The 15022-nt window shown below is 65.1% G+C and carries 14 protein-coding genes; 13 read left to right on the top strand and 1 reads right to left on the bottom strand.

What is annotated here, in order from left to right:
* Positions 1-121 precede the first annotated feature (121 nt).
* From AC1RUR_RS12650 to neuB, 4 genes are read left to right on the top strand one after another with little or no spacing between them, the layout of a single operon-like run.
* Entirely contained in the window at positions 122-1141 is a 1020-nt protein-coding gene (locus AC1RUR_RS12650; protein WP_492844342.1) for an NAD-dependent 4,6-dehydratase LegB, read from the top strand.
* Positions 1134-2348 (top strand): LegC family aminotransferase, encoded by a 1215-nt coding sequence (locus AC1RUR_RS12645; protein ID WP_492844340.1) that lies wholly within the window; start codon positions 1134-1136, stop codon positions 2346-2348. Before AC1RUR_RS12650 ends, AC1RUR_RS12645 begins: the two co-directional genes overlap by 8 nt.
* Positions 2341-3519, top strand: a complete 1179-nt coding sequence (gene neuC, locus AC1RUR_RS12640) for a UDP-N-acetylglucosamine 2-epimerase (protein WP_492844338.1) — start codon at positions 2341-2343, stop codon at positions 3517-3519. The genes AC1RUR_RS12645 and neuC overlap by 8 nt, the downstream gene beginning before the upstream one ends.
* Positions 3516-4586, top strand: coding sequence for an N-acetylneuraminate synthase (neuB, locus tag AC1RUR_RS12635; protein ID WP_492844336.1), 1071 nt, complete (start codon positions 3516-3518; stop codon positions 4584-4586). Before neuC ends, neuB begins: the two co-directional genes overlap by 4 nt.
* On the opposite strand, the gene AC1RUR_RS12630 is transcribed toward neuB, so the two are convergent.
* Positions 4583-5194: an acetyltransferase gene (locus AC1RUR_RS12630; RefSeq protein ID WP_492844334.1), complete on the bottom strand. Its 612-nt coding sequence runs from the start codon at positions 5192-5194 to the stop codon at positions 4583-4585. The two genes, neuB and AC1RUR_RS12630, sit on opposite strands and share 4 nt — an antisense overlap.
* A gap of 163 nt (positions 5195-5357) precedes the next feature.
* Between AC1RUR_RS12630 and AC1RUR_RS12625 the strand changes: the two genes are divergently transcribed.
* The 9 genes from AC1RUR_RS12625 to AC1RUR_RS12585 are packed head-to-tail and all read left to right on the top strand — an operon-like array spanning position 5358 to position 15021.
* Positions 5358-6407 carry a nucleotidyltransferase family protein gene (locus AC1RUR_RS12625; RefSeq protein ID WP_492844332.1) on the top strand — a complete coding sequence of 350 codons (1050 nt, stop codon included), beginning with the start codon at positions 5358-5360 and terminating at the stop codon, positions 6405-6407.
* A complete protein-coding gene (locus tag AC1RUR_RS12620) occupies positions 6404-7312 on the top strand; it encodes a Gfo/Idh/MocA family protein (RefSeq protein ID WP_492844330.1) in 909 nt (302 codons plus the stop codon). The genes AC1RUR_RS12625 and AC1RUR_RS12620 overlap by 4 nt, the downstream gene beginning before the upstream one ends.
* Positions 7309-8010, top strand: coding sequence for an acylneuraminate cytidylyltransferase family protein (locus AC1RUR_RS12615; protein WP_492844328.1), 702 nt, complete (start codon positions 7309-7311; stop codon positions 8008-8010). The genes AC1RUR_RS12620 and AC1RUR_RS12615 overlap by 4 nt, the downstream gene beginning before the upstream one ends.
* 13 nt (positions 8011-8023) lie before the next feature.
* A complete protein-coding gene (locus AC1RUR_RS12610; RefSeq protein WP_492844326.1) occupies positions 8024-8845 on the top strand; it encodes an SDR family oxidoreductase in 822 nt (273 codons plus the stop codon).
* A 10-nt stretch (positions 8846-8855) separates the two neighbouring features.
* On the top strand, positions 8856-10379 hold the full coding sequence (locus AC1RUR_RS12605) for an oligosaccharide flippase family protein (RefSeq protein ID WP_492844324.1): 1524 nt from the start codon (positions 8856-8858) through the stop codon (positions 10377-10379).
* Positions 10380-11270, top strand: a complete 891-nt coding sequence (locus tag AC1RUR_RS12600) for a class I SAM-dependent methyltransferase (protein ID WP_492844322.1) — start codon at positions 10380-10382, stop codon at positions 11268-11270.
* Positions 11267-12199, top strand: a complete 933-nt coding sequence (locus AC1RUR_RS12595) for a hypothetical protein (protein ID WP_492844320.1) — start codon at positions 11267-11269, stop codon at positions 12197-12199. Before AC1RUR_RS12600 ends, AC1RUR_RS12595 begins: the two co-directional genes overlap by 4 nt.
* Before the next feature lie 25 nt (positions 12200-12224).
* The gene (locus AC1RUR_RS12590) at positions 12225-13613 is read left to right on the top strand and encodes a surface carbohydrate biosynthesis protein (protein WP_492844318.1); all 1389 of its coding nucleotides are present in this window, start codon (positions 12225-12227) and stop codon (positions 13611-13613) included.
* A 4-nt stretch (positions 13614-13617) separates the two neighbouring features.
* Positions 13618-15021 (top strand): capsular polysaccharide export protein, LipB/KpsS family, encoded by a 1404-nt coding sequence (locus AC1RUR_RS12585; RefSeq protein WP_492844316.1) that lies wholly within the window; start codon positions 13618-13620, stop codon positions 15019-15021.
* Position 15022 lies beyond the last annotated feature (1 nt).

Genomic DNA, 15022 nt, shown 5'->3' with positions numbered 1-15022 from the left:
AAACTGCTGCATCCCCGGGGGTTTGGCGGATGTTGCGCGCTGCTCTGTTGCGCGCAACCGCCAGTGTGCTATAGCGCCATCTTGTTGCGAACACTGGCTTAATCGCCTTCTGGGGTCCGGCATGGCAGATCTGAGGGACGCCCGCGTCCTCGTTACCGGCAGCGACGGCTTCATCGGTTCGCATGTCGTCGAGGAACTGGTGAAGGCCGGGGCCCGCGTCAAGGCGATCGTCTACTACAATTCTTTCAACTCCTGGGGCTGGCTGGACACGGTTCCGGCCGACATCATGAAGTCCGTGGAAGTGGTGGCCGGCGACATCCGCGATCCGCATTTCATGATCGCAGCCGCGAGCGGCTGCACCGACGTGCTGCACCTCGCCGCGCTGATCGCGATTCCCTTCTCCTATGTTGCGCCGGATTCCTACGTCGAGACCAATGTGCGCGGCACGGTCAACGTGCTCCAGGCCGCGCGCCTGGCCGGCGTGCGGCGCTTCGTGCAGACTTCGACCAGCGAGGTCTACGGCACGGCGCAGATCGTGCCGATCAAGGAAAATCATCCGCTGGTCGGCCAATCGCCCTACTCGGCCTCCAAGATCGCCTCCGACCAGATGGCACTGTCGTTCCAGGCCTCGTTCGACATGCCGGTTGTCGTCATCAGGCCGTTCAACACCTATGGACCGCGCCAATCCGCACGCGCGGTCATCCCGACGATCATCAGCCAGATCGCGACGGGCAAGCGCAAGATCCGCCTCGGCGCCGTCAGCCCGACGCGCGATTTCTCCTTCGTCACCGACACTGCGCGCGGCCTGATCGCGGGCCTCACCGCGCCGGCCGAGCAGAGTGTCGGCCAGACCATCAATCTCGGCAGCGGCTTCGAGATATCGGTCGGCGCGACCGTCGAGATGATCGCCGACGTGATGGGCGTCGACATCGAGATCGAGACCGACGAGGCACGCTTGCGGCCGGCCAACAGCGAGGTCGAGCGGCTCTGGGCCGACAATTCCAGGGCGCGCCAGCAACTCGGCTGGGCGCCGGAATTCGGCGGGCTCGAAGGCATGCGCCGCGGCATCGAGAGGACGGTCAGTTGGTTCACCAACCCCACCAATCTCAGCCGTTACAAGGCGGACGTCTACAATGTCTGAAGCACCGGTGGGAACCGCCGTGACGAGATCGCTGGCGTTCGACCCGAAAGCCGTGGTCGACGCCGTCCGGCGCGCCGCGGGCACGCCCAACGGTATCCTCGGCCTGCACGAGCCGGTGTTCGCGGGTAACGAGGTCGCCTATCTCGAAGAGTGTATCAAGAGCACCTTCGTCTCCTCGGTCGGTCCGTTCGTCGACCGTTTCGAGCGCATGCTGGAAGAGGTGACGGGCGCGAGGCGCGCCGTCGCCGTGGTCAACGGCACCGCGGCGCTGCACGCCTGCTTCAGGCTCGCCGGCGTCGAGCCCGGCGACGAAGTCATGTCGCCCGCGCTGACCTTCATCGCAACCACGAATGCGATTGCCTATTGCGGCGCGAGCCCGCATTTCATCGACAGTTCGCTCGTCACGCTCGGCATGGACCCGCGCGCCCTCGCCGCGCGGCTCGAGGCGATCGCCGAGCGGACCGCCAGGGGCGTGATCAATCGCGAGACCGGACACCGCATCGCCGCGATTTCGCCGATGCACACGTTCGGACATCCCGTCGAGCTCGACGAAATCGCCGCGATCGCGCGCGAGTGGGGCATTGCGCTGGTGGAGGATGCCGCGGAATCGCTGGGCTCGACCTACAAGGGCCGCGCCGTAGGATCGCAGGCACGGCTCGCGGCGCTGAGCTTCAACGGCAACAAGATCGTCACCACTGGTGGCGGCGGCGCCATCCTCACCAACGACGAGGAATTGGGGCGCCGCGCCAAGCATCTGACCACGACCGCGAAGCTGCCGCACAAATGGGCCTTCGTGCATGACGAGATCGGCTTCAACTACCGCCTGCCCAACCTGAACGCTGCGCTCGGCTGCGCGCAGCTCGAGCAGCTCGACGGATTCCTGGCGAGCAAGCGCCGGCTCGCTGCGGCCTACGAACGCGTCTTCGCAAACGTCCCCGGCGTGCGCTTCTCGCGCGAGCCCGAGGGCACCACCAGCAATTACTGGCTGAACGCCATCCTGCTCGACGAAGCTTATGCTGAGCGGCGCGACGACGTGCTCGCGGCGCTCAACGAAGCCGGCTTTGGCGCGCGTCCGGCCTGGACCCTGATGCACCGCCTGCCGATGTTCGCGCAAAGCCCGCGCGGCGATCTCGCCACGGCCGAATCGATCGAGCGGCGGCTGATCAACCTGCCTTCGAGCGCCAGCATCCGAGCCCGCGATGAATAGCGTCGCGCGAAAGATCTGCTTCGTGACCGGCAGCCGGGCCGATTTCGGACTGCTGGTCTGGCCGATGCGCGCGATCCGTGAAACACCCGGCCTGACGCTTCAGCTCGTCGCCACCGGCATGCATCTCGCGCCGGAATTCGGCTACACCTTCAACGCCATCCGCGACGAGGGGTTCGAAGCCGACGAGCGCATCGAGACGCTGCTCGCCAGCGACACCGGTGCCGGCGTCGCGAAATCGGTCGGGCTTGGCGTGATCGGATTTGCCGATGCCTTCACACGGCTGCAACCCGATCTCGTGGTCCTGCTCGGCGACCGCTTCGAGATGTTCGCGGCAGCCCAAGCCGCGATGTTCATGCGATTGCCGATGGCGCATTTGTTCGGCGGCGACGTCACCGAGGGTGCGGTCGACGAATCCATTCGTCACGCCATCAGCAAGATGTCGCATCTGCATTTTGCCAGCAACGCGGGATCGGCGCGCCGGCTGAGCCAGCTCGGCGAAGATCCATCCCGCATCCACACCATCGGCTCGGTCGGCATCGACGCCATCAAGCGTCTCGACCTGATGGACCGCGACGGCATCGGTCGCGCGGTCGGCATGCCGCTCGGCGAGCACAATGCGCTCGTGACGTTCCATCCGGTCACGGTCGAGGCCGGGCGCTCGGTGGCCGAGCTGGACGAGCTGTTCGCGGCGCTGTCGACGCTCGATCCCGGCTTCCGTCTCATCTTCACGCTCGCCAATGCCGATGCCGAGGGGCGTACGCTGAACGACCGGACCAAGGCCTTCGCGGCAGGCCGGCCGAACACCGTCGCGGTCGTCTCGCTCGGACAGCTCCGCTATCTCAGCCTGATGAGCCAGGTGGACGTAGTGATCGGCAATTCGTCGAGCGGCATTCTCGAAGCGCCGTCCTTCGGCGTTCCCACGGTCGACGTCGGCGACCGCCAGAAGGGGCGCGAGCGCGCCGCTTCGGTGTTTCACGCGCCATCCGAACGCGGCGCGATCGGCGCCGCCATCACGCAAGCGCTCCGGCGCGGCCGTCAGGCCACCGTCAACCCCTACGGCGACGGCGACTCCAGCAGGCGCTTTGCCGACATCATTGCCGGCATCCCGGATTTCGGACAGCTGCTGAAAAAGGGCTTTTACGAGCTTCCCGCAAGCGGAGCGCGGCCATGACGACGCACACGCAGATCATCGCGGAAGCCGGCGTCAATCACGACGGCAGCCTGGAAAAGGCACTGGCCCTGGTCGATGCGGCCGCCGATGCCGGCGCCGACATCGTCAAGTTCCAGACCTTCAACGCGAAAGCCTTGGCGGGCGGAGCGGCGAAGAAAGCCGACTACCAGCAGCGCACGACGGACGCCGCCGAGAGCCAGCTCGCCATGCTGGAGCGGCTCGAACTGCCGCAGGCCGCACACCACACGCTGATTGTGCGCGCCGCCGAACGCGGCGTCGAATTCCTGTCGACGCCGTTCGACGACGCGTCGCTCGGCTTCCTTCTGTCGCTGAAGCTGCCGCGCATCAAGATCGGATCGGGCGATCTCACCAATGCGCCGCTGCTGCATGCCGCGGCGAGGGCCGGGACAACATTGATCCTGTCGACCGGCATGGCGACGCTCGGCGAGATCGAGGAAGCGCTTGGCGTCTTGGCGCACGGCTATGCACAGCGTAAAGATCCTGCCGGCGCCGCCGCATTCCGCGCGGCATGGCGCGATCCTGCGGCGCGTGCCACGCTCGCGCGGCACGTCAGCCTGCTGCATTGCACGACCGAATACCCCTGCCCCGTCACGGATGTGAACCTCACCGCGATGGCGACGATGCGATCCGCGTTCCAGCTTCCGGTCGGCTATTCCGATCACACCGACGGTTTCGAGATCTCGGTGGCCGCGGTTGCGCTCGGCGCCACCATCATCGAGAAGCACCTGACGCTGGATCGCAATGCGCCCGGTCCCGACCACGCGGCCTCGCTCGAGCCGGACGATTTCAAGCGGATGGTAAGCGCCATTCGCAACGTCGAAGCCGCGCTCGGCGACGGTGTGAAGACACCGAAGGAATCAGAGATCAGGAATGTGCCGGTGGCACGCAAGAGCATCGTGGCGGCACGCGCACTGCGGGCCGGCGAGTTCATCGGCCCGGCCGACATCACCGCCAAGCGGCCGGGCACGGGCCGGCCGCCGATCGACTATTGGTCCTTGATCGGAACGGCGGCGCCGCGGGCGCTCGAACCGGACGATCCGATCTAGCGACGAGGCTTTGCCGGAACCCCGCGCAACACGGATCCTTGCGGCCATGAGCCGGTGACGACCGATCCCATCGCGACCAGTGTATCGTTGCCGATGGAAATATGATCGCGGACACGACTGCCGAGACCGACAAAGCAATTGTCGCCGATCTCTGCGCCGCCGCCGACCACGGTTCCGGGAGACAGATGCGTGCAGTGCCCGATACGCACGTCGTGCTCGACGACTGCGCCGGAATTGATGATGCAGTGATTGCCGACCATGCTCCGCGCATTGACGATGGCGCCCGGCATGATGACGGTGCCCGCACCGATGCTGGCGGACGGCGAGACGAATGCGCGGGGATGGACCACCGAAGCCCAGCGCTTGACCTGCATGCGGCCGATCATCTGCCGGCGCGCGGGCCCCGCCTGCATCGTTCCGATTCCCACCACGAAGGCCGCTTCCGGATAGTTCGGCGCAACATCGTCGGTTCCGAGATAGCTGATGTCGCCGAGCGTCCCCGGCTGGCGATCCAGAAATCCGAGCACCCTGAACTGGCCCGACAACAGCGCCGCCTCGTAGACCATGAAGGCATGCTCGCCGCCGCCGATGATGATGAGATCGTCCATCGCGATTCCCCTGCGCCCATCGATCTTAGCGGCCGGCCGCCGGCCTTCAAACCACTGATTCGGCCCACGAAACGCCGGGGTTGACGGCGCCTCTCGCAGCCGCGATATAGCAGGCTCAGCCGTGGGCCGCCCCCGATATCTGGCGTATACGAGGCAGATTGCCATGAAATCCTGGCGTAAAGCCGTCGTCGGAACGCAGGCGACCGTGGGCGATGCCATCGCCGCGATCGAGAGCGGCAGCATCCAGATTGCGCTGGTGCTCGACGACCAGAACCGCCTGCTCGGCGTGGTCACCGATGGCGACGTCAGGCGCGGGCTGCTGCGCGGCATTCCGCTCACCGGGCTCGCGACGGACATCATGAACCGCGCACCGGTGTCGGCGCCTGCGACGCTGTCGCGCGACGACCGCCTGCATTTGATGCGGCAGAAGTCGATCAAGCAGCTCCCGCTTGTCGACGAAGGCGGCCATCTGGTCGTGGTCGAGACGCTCGATGAATTGCTCGAGCCGCGCCAATACGCAAATCCGGTATTGATCATGGCGGGCGGCCTCGGCGAGCGCCTGGGCGCGCTGACGCGCGACGTCCCGAAGCCCATGCTCAATGTCGGTGGCCGGCCGCTGCTCGAGACGATCGTCCGCAACGTGGTGCAGCACGGTTTTCGCAACATCTACATCTCGGTCAATTACAAGGCCGAGACGATCAAGGACTATTTCGGCGACGGTGCCGCCTTCGGCGCCAATATCCAGTACGTGCACGAGACGGAACGCCTGGGCACCGCCGGCGCGCTCGGGCTCTTCCCGACCCCGCCGGATCTGCCGATGATCGTCACCAATGGCGACATCCTCACCACGATCAATTACGGAGCGCTTCTCGACTTCCACAACGGAACGCCGGCGGAAGCGACGATGGCCGTTCGCGAGCACAAGGTGCACGTCCCGTATGGCGTGGTTTCCACCTCGGACGGATTTCTCCAAACCATTCGCGAGAAGCCCACCGAGAGCTGGTTCGTCAGCGCTGGTATTTATGTGATCGGAAGCTCCGTCTTCGGCCATGTCGCACCCGGCGTCAGCATCGACATGCCGACCGTGCTGGAGCGCGTGATCGCCGGCCGGGGACGCGTCGCCGTCTATCCGATCCGCGAATACTGGCTCGACATCGGCCGCCTGGAGGATTTCGAGCAGGCGCATGCGGAGTTTCACGAGGTCTTCCCGTGACCTCGACAACCGCCGTCGTGATCGGCCTCGGCTCGATCGGCACAAGGCATGCGCGGATCCTGCGCCAGCTCGGCCTTCAGGTCGCAACCGTGAGCCGCCGTGATGGTGGCGACTATGGGTCGATAGCGCAGGCCGTCGCGGGCACGCATCCGGACTACGCGGTGATTGCCACCGAGACCGCGCGCCATGCCGACGACCTGCAAGAGCTCGCGCAGGCCGGCTTCCACGGCGCAGTGCTGGTCGAGAAGCCGCTGTTCGCGACACCGGCGGCTCCGCCGAAATATCCGTTCGCCCATGTCAGCGTCGGATATAATCTTCGCTTCCATCCGGTCATGACGGCTCTCGTCGAAAGATTGCACGGCCGCGAGGTGATCACGGTCGCCGCCTATGTCGGCCAGGACATCAGGGACTGGCGGCCCGGCCGAGACCATCGCACGACCGCATCCGCGACGGTTGACGCCGGCGGCGGCGTCCTGAGGGATCTCAGCCACGAGCTGGATTATCTGCTGTGGCTGTTCGGGCCGTGGCATCGTGTCGCGGCCCTCGGCGGTGCGTCCGGCGCGCGCGACATCGACGTCGACGATCATCTCGACCTGCTGCTCGATATGCAGCGGGCGCCGTCGGTCCACGTGCACATGGACTATCTCGATCGCCAGGGCATCCGCCGCATTCGCGTCAATGTCGACGATGACACCATCGAGGCCGATCTCGTCGGCAGCCGCCTCACCGTCAATGGCAAGGCAACGGATTTTGCCAGCGAGCGTGACCAGAGCTATCGCGACATGCATGTCGCGGCGATGCGGGGCGCGAGACCGGTCTGCTCTCTGCCTGAGGCACTCGGCGTCGTCCATCTGATCGACGCCAGCGAGCGCGCGCTGCGAACCAAGACCTGGATATCGCCATGAGTCTGCTTTGCACGATCTGCGCGCGGGGGGGCTCGCAAGGGGTCGTCGGCAAGAATGCGCGCGATCTCCTCGGCAAGCCCGTGCTCGCCTGGAGCATCGCGCAGGCGCGCGAGACCGGCCTGTTCGATGCGATCGCCTTCAGCAGCGATTCGGACGCTTTGCTCGAGGCGGCGTTGAAGGCCGGCGCCGACATTGCGGTCAAGCGTCCGGACGAGATGGCGACCGACACCGCGCCGAAACTGCCGGCCATCCGCCATTGTCTCGAGCAGGCCATCGTGCGAACGGGCCGGACGCCCGATATCTTCGTCGATCTCGACGTCACCTCGCCGCTCAGGCTTTCCTCCGACATCACCGGCGCTGTCGATCTGCTGCATCAGTCCGGAGCCCCCAACGTCATCACCGGCGCGCCGGCGCGGCGTTCACCCTATTTCAACCTGGTCGAGCAGCGTACCGACGGCAGCGTCGGTCTTTCCAAATCCGCCGATCCCCCGATCACGCGCCGGCAGGATGCGCCGCGCTGCTTCGACATGAACGCGTCGATCTATGTCTGGCGCGTCGCGTCATTCCTGGAGCAGCCCGCGGTCTTCTATCCGGACACGCGTCTGTTCGAGATGCCCGAGGAGCGTTCGATCGACATCGATTCCGATCTCGATTTTGCGCTGGTCGAACTGTTGCTGCGCCAACGAATGCCGGCCTGAGGAGGCCCAAGCGATGACCACGAGCTTCAAGGCTCTGTTCGATCTGACCGGCCGCACGGCCGTCATCACCGGCGGGTGCGGCATTCTCGGACGGCGCTTTGCCGAAGGCCTCGCCGAGTTCGGCGCCAATGTCGCGATCGTCGATCTCGATCAGGCTGCGACCGATGCGGCGGCAGCCGACCTCACCTCACGCCACGCCGTCCGCGCCAGAGGCTATGGCTGCGATATCACCGAGCCCAGCGCCGTGCGCGGCACCGCCGATGCGATCGAGGCCGACCTCGGACCGGTCTCGATCCTGCTCAACAACGCCGCCAGCAAGACCCGCGATGTCGACGCCTTCTTCGCTCCGGTCGAGAAATTCTCGCAGGACACCTGGCGGGAGATCATGGCGGTCAATCTCGACGGCATGTTCAACGTGGCGCAGGTGTTCGGCGGCCGAATGGCCGAGCGCGGCTACGGCGCCATCGTGCAGACTGCCTCGATTTACGGATTGATGGCCCCCGACCAGCGCATCTATGAAGGCTCCGAATACCTTGGCCGTGCCATCAATACGCCCGCGGTCTACACGGCGTCCAAGGCCGGCGTCATCGGCCTGACAAAGCACCTTGCGACCTACTGGGCAGCGAAGGGCGTTCGCGTCAACACGCTCACCCCGGGCGGGGTCGAGAGCGGACAGAACGAAACCTTCAAGCAGCGTTACGCCGCCCGGATTCCGCTCGGCCGCATGGCCCGTGCTGACGAGATGGTGGGAACGATGCTGTTTCTGGTGTCGGATGCTGCATCCTACGTGACGGGCCAGAACATCGCGGTCGACGGCGGACTGAGCGCCTGGTAGCAAAACAGCAATGATCAAGCGCCTGATCCACAATACGGTGATTTCGGCGGTTGCCTTCGGCGTGGCCGCCTTGCTGGGCCTGCTGGTCATTCCACTGATCATCCAGACCTGGGGCGTGACCGAGTTCGGCCTCATCGTCATCTCGCGGCTGCTGCTGCCCAGCGGCATGATGGCGGTGCTGGACCTTGGTCTGTCCGAGGTCGCCACACAGGTCGTCGCGCGCGCGAGAGAGCACCGTAATTGGGCCCAGGCAAGCCGCCAGATCGCCTTTCTGGGGATGGTCTCCACCGCCCTGACCTTGATCGTGAGCGCCGCGATCTGGTTCGCAACGCCGATGCTCGTCATCGTGATGAAGGTCGATTCCACGCATCTGGAGACGTTCACCCGGATCATGCACTACACCGCGCTCGCGAATCTGATCTTCGTTCCGGCACTGGTGTGGGAAGGTATCGTCAAGGGCTTCGAGCGCTACAACCTGCTCCGCGTCGCAGAGGTCACGTCCACGGCGGCTTATGTCGGTCTGACATTCGCGGCCTCGTGGGCGGCAGCGGGTTTTGAAGTGGTCGCTTACCTCTATCTCGCCACGCTCGCGGCCCGCGCCGTCGTCATCGGGATTGCCGCGTACGTCGCCCTGCGGCACAAGCACGTGCGATTGCTGCCGTGGACCCCTGACGTCCGGCGGGATATTTTGCATCGATGCCTGCTGCTCCTGCAAGGCAAACTGATGGGGGGCATCGCCGGCCCCCTTCAACCGTTTCTGATCGGCCTGTTGTTCGGGCCGAAGGCCGTCGGCACCTACGACGCGCTGGTGCGATTGTCGCGGGTCTCCAAAGTCGTTGTCAGCATTCTGACATCCGCCTTGCTTCCCGTCGCCAGCCGCCTCGATGAGCGCGGCAGCGCGACGTCGTTCCAGCGTCTCGGCGATCTCGGCCTCGTCATGATGCCGATGTTCGTGGTGCCGCCGCTTGCCGCGACCGCGATCCTGTCGCCCGAAATCATGAACATCTGGATCGGCTCTCTTCTTGCCCCCTACGCATTCTGGATGGGCCTGAGCTTCCTGGTCCCGATCTGCGCGCAATACGTGGCGATCGGCAGCCTCATCTTCCTGACGCGGCCCGAGGTGCAGGCCCGGCTCAACAGGCTGATGGCCGTTCAGCTTTTGATCTGGGCGGCAGTCTCCGCCGCGACATTGCATCTCTTCGCGGAACGCGCCCTGATTCTCGGTCAGGTTGTCGGGTGCATTGCCATCCTCCCCTGGCAGGTTGCGGAGTTGCGCAGCGCACTCGAACTCGACCGCAATCGCTTCACGAAGGTTGTCGGAACCCAGTTCGCAATCCTTGTTCTGGCAAGCATTTTTCTAGCAACAATTGCAGGTTACATTCGGTTCGACAGCGTGCTAAAGCTCGCCCTCGGTTCCATGGTTTTCTGTCTGATCACCTGGGTGCTCCAATACTTCCTGGTCCTCGAGAAGCGGCACCGGACTGTATTTCCAGCGGTCGGACAATTGATGGGACTGACATCCAAAAGCAACTGAATGAACACCCACGCCACAGTCCGGAACACCGTCGTCGCTGATTTCGCTCCGGCATCGCTGCCGGATCGAGCAACGACCTACGCGCTCGATGCGGCAAGGAGCATCGGCCGACTCGCAATGCGCCGTGTGAAGCGTACCGTCGACGTCGTGAACTCCGAGTACAATCTCACGCATTGGCAGCGGATGCTGTCGGCAAAGTCCTGGACGACGGCCGCGAGCGTCAGCGATTTCCTGGTCCCGAAGAATCCCGCGCTGGGTCTGCGCAAGGTCGACAATCGGATTTGCAGGATTGCGGCCGACGACTACTACCGCTACCGCGCCAGAGCGCTCGGCGAGTTGCTCACGCGGCACGCCGGCGGCACCACGGAGATCGTCGAGCTCGGCGCCGGCTACGGCTACAATCTACTGGCGCTTCACCTCCATCATCCCGACTGGAGGCTGCACGGATTCGACATCGCGCCGAACGGGGTTGCCGCGGGCCGGGAGATCGCCGCGCATTTTGGCCTGTCGGACCGGATTTCGCTCGACAGGATCGACCTGACCGATGGCGGCGACCCGAGCTATTCCGCGATCAGGGATCAGGTCGTCTTCACCTACTTCTGCATCGAGCAGATTCCTTATGACGTGCGCAAGGTGGTGGACAACATCATCGCGGCGAAGCCGAAGCGCGTCATCAATATCGAGCCGACGACGGAGCTGCTGAATCTCGTAAGCCCGCGAGATATCGTCAGCTTCCTCTACATCCGCTCGGTCGACTACCAGACGGAGCTGTTCTCGACCCTCGACGATTACGAGCGACAGGGCCGCGTCCGCATCCTGTCGCGTGAACGGATGCCGTTCGCGCCGACGATCCACAATGATGGTTTTTTGTATTGCTGGGAGCCCACATGACAGCCATCAACACGACGGTCGGACGACCTACCCCGAAGAAGCAGAAGATCAACCAGTTTCGCCGCCTCTTGTGGCACATCAACCGGACGGATCTTGGCTGGGTCACCAAAGCGGCCCTGACAACTCTGCAACCGGGCGCACGGGCCAGGCGCGTCGCGCTGCTCAATCAGCTTCCCTCGAAAGCGGAATGGAGCGAGGCAAGCCGGAAGCTCGACCAGGACGGCTACGTCGATGTATCTTCGCTGATGGACCACGGCCTCGCGCAAGCCGTCGCCGCCGTCGCGGACAACAAGGTGAGCCGGCTGAACGAGCTCTCCGGCAAACAGCAACTCGGTCACAAGTCGTTCTGGGTCAGCCTGCTGGACGAGGACCTCGTCAACGGCGCCTTTGCCACCGACCATCCCTTCGTGCGGTATGCCCTGCAGCCGGTTGCGCTGCGCATCATCGGCGATTTCATGCACGACCTGCCGCAATTGTCGGACGTGCTGCTGACGCTGTCGCAACCGACTCCGGATCAGGCGCTGAGCTACTCTCAATTGTGGCATCTCGATCACGACGACAAGCGCGTCTGCAAGCTCTTCATCTATCTCACCGACGTGCAAAACACCGCCGACGGTCCGTTCACCTTCATTCCGGCCGGGCCGTCGAAGCCGTTCCGCAACACGATCAAGAGCCACATGGGCGACGCACAGGTATTCGCCAAGACCGGCCCCGACGCGGTCAAGGAGATGATCGCGCCCCGTCTGTCGTCCTTCATCGTCAACACCGCCCGCTGCCTGCATATGGGAAGCCGAATCCTGTCGGATCACAATCGCCTGCTCTATACGGCAACCTTTATCCAGCAGCCGCGCATCTATCCCGAACCGCCGGCGCGCTTCCGCGCGGCCGGCGCCCTGACCGACCTCGAGCGCGCCGTGATGCGGCTCTGACACGGACCTGCCGGGAGCTGACATCTTGCGTATAGGCCTGGTGGTCGATCACCCCAAGCGTGACCTGCCGGGGGCAGTCATGCTCGGTTATCAGCTCGCACGGCGTGGCGTCTCCGTCATGCTGGTGCCGATGTACGAGCAGGCAGTCGATGTCCCGCGGCTCGGGCTCGATGCGCTGGTCGTCAACTACGCGCGCCCGGTCAATCTCGACTTGATGCGCAGCTTCGCCAAGGCCGGCCTCGCGCTGTACGTGCTCGACACCGAAGGCGGCGTGCTCGCGGAGAAGGGTGGCAACTCGCCGCCGGCGATGGCCGCGCACATCAAGCAAAGTGGCTACGCCGACATTCTGGCCGGCTATTTCTTCTGGGGCAGCCGGCTCCACGACGCCTTCGTGGCGGCCGGAACCATGAAGCCGGAGCAGCTTCACCTCACCGGATGCCCGCGCTTCGACTTTGCGGCCCCGTGCTGGCGCGCGCTGCTTGACGGCGAGCCGCGCGGCTATCTGCTCGTCAACGCCAACTTCCCGCTGGTCAATTCACGCTTCACCGGCAAGCCGGGCGGCGAGCGCGAGGCGATGGTACGGGCCGGCTGGGACGGCGCCTATGTCGACCGCTTCATCGCGGATCTGAAGCAGGTCTTCAGCAACTATCTCGCCGAGATCGACCGGCTCGCCGCGGCGCGGCCCGACCGCAACATCCTCGTGCGTCCGCATCCCTTCGAGAGCGAGGACGTCTATCGCAACGCGCTCTCGCGCCATCCCAACGTGGTAGTCGACGGCACTGGCAGCGTGCTCGACCGCATCCGCAACGCGGCCGCGGTCGTTCACCTCAACTGCGGCACGGCCGTCGAATCGGTCCTGCTCGGAAAGCTTCCGTTCCAGCTCGACTACCTGAACACGCCGACGACCGCCGGGCACGCCGCACTGCCCGCACGCGTGAGCCGGTCGGTCGCCTCGTTCGAGGAATTGCTCGGCGCGATCGATCGCATCGACAGCGAGACCGCGACGTTCGATTTCGCACGCGTTCACGCCGCCGATATCGAGGCTTTCTTCCATCTCAACGACGGACAAGCCGCCGAACGCGTCGCCGATGTCCTGACACGCACCGCAGGCTCGCACCGGCCCTATGTCTCGTTGCTGGCGACCGTGAAGGGCACGCGCGACAGGCCGAGCGTCGGCCAGGTCGTCAAGGGCGCCGCGAGCGCCATGCTCGGATCGGCCGTCACGGAACGGCTGCGCAGCCGGTTCAATCCGGCCCGGCGCGACAAGCGGATCGAGCCGATCTTCGTCAACACCCTGCTTCAGCGTATCGCGACCCATGATCGCGCCGGCCCGGCGCAATTCACGGCAAGACGCGCGCACTGCGCGACCACGGGCCTGCCGCTCGCGAGCATCGCCGTCGAACCCTCCCGATAGACTCATGGCCACACCCGCAAAGACCATTCTCATCACCACGCTTGCCGAATACCAGACCCGGTTCTGGATTCCGGTCGCACAGCGGCTGCGCGCGGCGGGCCTGGATGTCGAGTTGCTCGCCTTCGACGACCGCAGCGCCGAGATGTCGGCGGCCGAAGGCGTGCCCGTCACCAACATGTATCGCGAGGGCCTCAAGGCCGGCCCCTCGCCCGACGATCGAAGCGCGTTCGATGCGCGCGTCGCGGCATACGGGCTCGACGGGACCAATTTCCTGTTCAGCCATGAGCGCTTTACTTTCGGTATCAGGGATACTGCCGCGTTGCGCCGGCGCTTCATGATCTATGCCAATGCCATGGAGGCGCTGCTCGATCGCCTGGAAGCGCAGGGCAAGTCCGTCGAGCTGGTCCAGGAGCTGGGCGGCTTTCTCTCCGTCATCGCGAGCTTCTACGCCGCCAGGCGTCGCAACATCCGCAACTGGTTCATCGAGCCGTCGTTCTTTCGCGGCCGGATGTACTTTACGCCCGACAGCCTCGCCGCGCCCGACGTGATGCGGACGCCGGCGGATACGACATCCCCCGAGGTGCGGGCCTATCTGGACGACACGCTGACACATCGCGCGATCGTCATCCCCAAGAAGGATCAGCACCATTATTCGGCGGCCTTCAAGAAGGTCGTGAACCTGCGCAACGCCCGCCGCCTCACCGAGAAGCTGTGGGACCAGTTCGCGCTCGGCAAGCATCAGGAGTTCGGGCACAATCTGCGCCACGCCCGCGTGCACGCCGCGATGGTGCTCAACGCGACGCGGCTGCGCAGGCTCTACAAGCCGATTCCGGACGCGCCCTTCGTCTACTATCCATTCCACGTTCCGGCCGACATGGCGCTGACGCTGCGCTCGCCCGACTATCTCGACCAGGTCGCGACCGTCGACTTCCTGCTGCGGACGATCCCGGATTCGCATGTGCTGGTGGTCAAGGAACACCCCGCCCAGATCGGCGCGATCTCGGCCGACCGCCTGTTCGAGCTGGAGCGCCGGTTCGACAATTTCGTGCTGTTGCCGCCGCAGACCAACAATTACACCGTGCTCAACCGCGCCGATGCGATCATCTCCGTCAACAGCAAGTCGGGCGCCGAAGCATTGCTGCTCGGCAAGCCGGTCGTGGTGATGGGCGATGCGTTCTACCGCTCCTGCCCGCTGGTCTACGCGGCCGACCGGCTGGCGGACGTGCCCGCGCGGCTGCGCGAGGCGCTCTCCGCCGGCCCGTTCGAGCCAGCCAGGGGCGCGCCCTATTTCGAGTCGGCCTGGCGCCGGTCGTTCCCGGGCGAGCTCTACATCAGCGATCCCAAGCTGCTCGATACGTTTGCGGCCTCCCTGCGCGCCGCAATCGCCGAGCCTGCCCGCGTGAATTGAA

It is taken from the genome of Bradyrhizobium sp. GW821-FHT12B03, assembly GCF_058807535.1.
The sequence above is the reverse complement of the archived record's forward strand: the minus strand, read 5'-3'. Positions and strand labels throughout refer to the sequence as shown.

Bases quoted from the DNA above. Each gene is read 5' to 3' on its own strand.
- AC1RUR_RS12645 (WP_492844340.1), top strand. From the start codon at position 1,134: ATGTCTGAAGCACCGGTGGGAACCGCCGTGACGAGATCGCTGGCGTTC.
- AC1RUR_RS12605 (WP_492844324.1), top strand. From the start codon at position 8,856: ATGATCAAGCGCCTGATCCACAATACGGTGATTTCGGCGGTTGCCTTC.
- AC1RUR_RS12650 (WP_492844342.1), top strand. From the start codon at position 122: ATGGCAGATCTGAGGGACGCCCGCGTCCTCGTTACCGGCAGCGACGGC.
- neuC (WP_492844338.1), top strand. From the start codon at position 2,341: ATGAATAGCGTCGCGCGAAAGATCTGCTTCGTGACCGGCAGCCGGGCC.
- AC1RUR_RS12625 (WP_492844332.1), top strand. From the start codon at position 5,358: ATGAAATCCTGGCGTAAAGCCGTCGTCGGAACGCAGGCGACCGTGGGC.
- AC1RUR_RS12610 (WP_492844326.1), top strand. From the start codon at position 8,024: ATGACCACGAGCTTCAAGGCTCTGTTCGATCTGACCGGCCGCACGGCC.
- neuB (WP_492844336.1), top strand. From the start codon at position 3,516: ATGACGACGCACACGCAGATCATCGCGGAAGCCGGCGTCAATCACGAC.
- AC1RUR_RS12615 (WP_492844328.1), top strand. From the start codon at position 7,309: ATGAGTCTGCTTTGCACGATCTGCGCGCGGGGGGGCTCGCAAGGGGTC.
- AC1RUR_RS12600 (WP_492844322.1), top strand. From the start codon at position 10,380: ATGAACACCCACGCCACAGTCCGGAACACCGTCGTCGCTGATTTCGCT.
- AC1RUR_RS12595 (WP_492844320.1), top strand. From the start codon at position 11,267: ATGACAGCCATCAACACGACGGTCGGACGACCTACCCCGAAGAAGCAG.
- AC1RUR_RS12630 (WP_492844334.1), bottom strand. From the start codon at position 5,194: ATGGACGATCTCATCATCATCGGCGGCGGCGAGCATGCCTTCATGGTC.
- AC1RUR_RS12585 (WP_492844316.1), top strand. From the start codon at position 13,618: ATGGCCACACCCGCAAAGACCATTCTCATCACCACGCTTGCCGAATAC.